Annotated in this window: 2 protein-coding genes; both read left to right on the plus strand. The window is 76.1% G+C overall.

All coding sequences use genetic code 11. The annotated features are described in order from the left end of the window. Positions 1–104 precede the first annotated feature (104 nt). Complete coding sequence (macS, locus tag ACFU7Z_RS39025) at positions 105–1,289, plus strand: MacS family sensor histidine kinase (protein ID WP_380782903.1); 1,185 nt, start codon at positions 105–107, stop codon at positions 1,287–1,289. Beyond that, positions 1,286–1,981 (plus strand): response regulator, encoded by a 696-nt coding sequence (locus tag ACFU7Z_RS39030; protein ID WP_369808377.1) that lies wholly within the window; start codon positions 1,286–1,288, stop codon positions 1,979–1,981. The genes macS and ACFU7Z_RS39030 overlap by 4 nt, the downstream gene beginning before the upstream one ends. The last annotated feature ends 64 nt before the right edge of the window (positions 1,982–2,045 follow it).

Consider the following 2,045-nt stretch of genomic DNA (forward strand, 5'->3'; position numbering starts at 1 on the left):
ACCGCTCCGAGCGGCCGCCCGGACCGGCCCGGGGAGGGGCGGGGCGGATGACGGACGACGGCGGCAGAGCCGGCGCGGTCGGCGGCACGGTGGCGGCCGGCGGCATGTCCGTCGAACTCCCGCTCTGGAAGGCGATCTCCTACTTCCGGGTGCTGGCCCTGTGCTACGCGCTGCTGCGGTACTTCAACTCGTACCTGCACTTCCTGCACCCGGTGGCCGGCTGGATCTTCCTCGGCGCGCTGACCCTGTGGACCCTGGCCAGCACCCGGGCCTTCGCCAACCCGCAGCGCTGCACCCGGTTCGTCCTGGGCACCGACCTCGCCCTCGCCGTCACCGGCATCGTGATGAGCGGCATGACCGACTCCCCGGCCCGGATCAGCCACGGCGCGCCCACCCTGCCGACCATCTGGGCGGCCGGCACGGTGCTGGGCTTCGCCGCGAAGGGCGGCTGGCGCCCGGCGGCGGCCTCGGGCTCGGTGATCGGCGTCGCCAACATCCTCGGCCACGGCGGGCCGACCGGCGACAACATCCACAACATCGTGCTGCTGATGGTGGCCGGCTGCGCGATCGGCTACGTGATCGAGCTGGCCCGGGCCAGCGAGGCCACCCTCACCCGGGCGCTCCAGGTCGAGGCGGCCACCCGGGAGCGCGAGCGGCTCTCCCGGGACATCCACGACGGCGTGCTCCAGGTGCTCGCCCTGGTCCAGCGGCGCGGCGCGGAGCTGAGCGGTACGGAGTCGGGCGGCGGGACGGGCTCCGGTACGGACTTCGCCGAGCTCGGCCGGCTGGCCGGTGAACAGGAGCGCGCGCTGCGGGCCCTGATGACGGGCGGTCCGCTGCCGGAGCAGCGCGCGCCGCGCTCCGACGCCGCCGAGCCGCCGGACCCGGACGCCCCTCGCGACCTCACCGCGCTGCTGCGCCCGTACGCGGACGAGCGGATCACGCTCTCCGCCCCCGGCACCCCGGTGCCGCTGCCCGGTGCGGCGGCGGGCGAGCTCGCGGCGGCGGTCGGCGCCGCCGTCGACAACGTGCGCAAGCACGCGGGGGAGCGGGCCCGGGCCTGGATCCTGGTCGAGGACGAGCCGGAGGCCGTCACGGTCAGCATCCGCGACGACGGCCCCGGCTTCGCCCCCGGCCGGCTCGGCGAGGCGGAGCAGGCCGGCCGGCTCGGCGTCTCCCAGTCCATCCGCGGCCGGCTGCTGGACCTCGGCGGCACGGCCGAGCTGTACTCGGCGCCCGGGGAGGGCGTCGAGGTCGAACTGCGCGTCCCGAGGAAGGCCACTCCATGACCGACCAGCCGATGACCGACCAGCCGACCGCCGACCGGCCGGTGCGGGTGATGGTGGTGGACGACCACCCGATGTGGCGGGACGCCGTCTCGCGCGACCTCGCCGAGGCCGGACTGGACGTGGTGGCCACCGCGGGCGACGGCGAGGAGGCCGTGCGCCGGGCCCGTGCCTGCACGCCGCAGGTGGTCGTGCTGGACCTCAACCTGCCCAGCCTGTCCGGCGCGGAGGTGTGCCGCCAGGTGGTCGCGCACGACCCGGCGGTCCGGGTGCTGGTGCTGTCGGCCAGCGGCGAGCACCAGGACGTGCTGGAGGCGGTGAAGTCCGGCGCGACCGGCTACCTGGTGAAGTCGGCCGGGCGGGAGGAGCTGCTGGACGCGGTGCGCCGCACGGCCGTCGGCGACGCGGTGTTCACCCCGGGCCTGGCCGGCCTGGTGCTCGGCGAGTTCCGCCGGCTGGCCGCCGAGCCGGCCCCGGCCTCGGCGCCGGCCGCCCCGCAGCTGACCGCCCGGGAGACGGAGGTGCTGCGGCTGGTGGCCAAGGGACTGTCGTACCGGCAGATAGCCGACCGGCTGGTGCTGTCGCACCGGACGGTGCAGAACCACGTGCAGAACACGCTCGGGAAGCTGCAGCTGCACAACCGGGTGGAGCTGGTCCGGTACGCCATCGAGCAGGGCCTGGACGACGAGATCTGAGCGCCGCCCGGCCTGCTCCACGGCGCCGCCCCGTCGGACGGCGCGGCCCCGGGCGGGGCACATC

This window comes from Kitasatospora sp. NPDC057518 (assembly GCF_042802075.1).
Lineage (GTDB): Bacteria > Actinomycetota > Actinomycetes > Streptomycetales > Streptomycetaceae > Kitasatospora.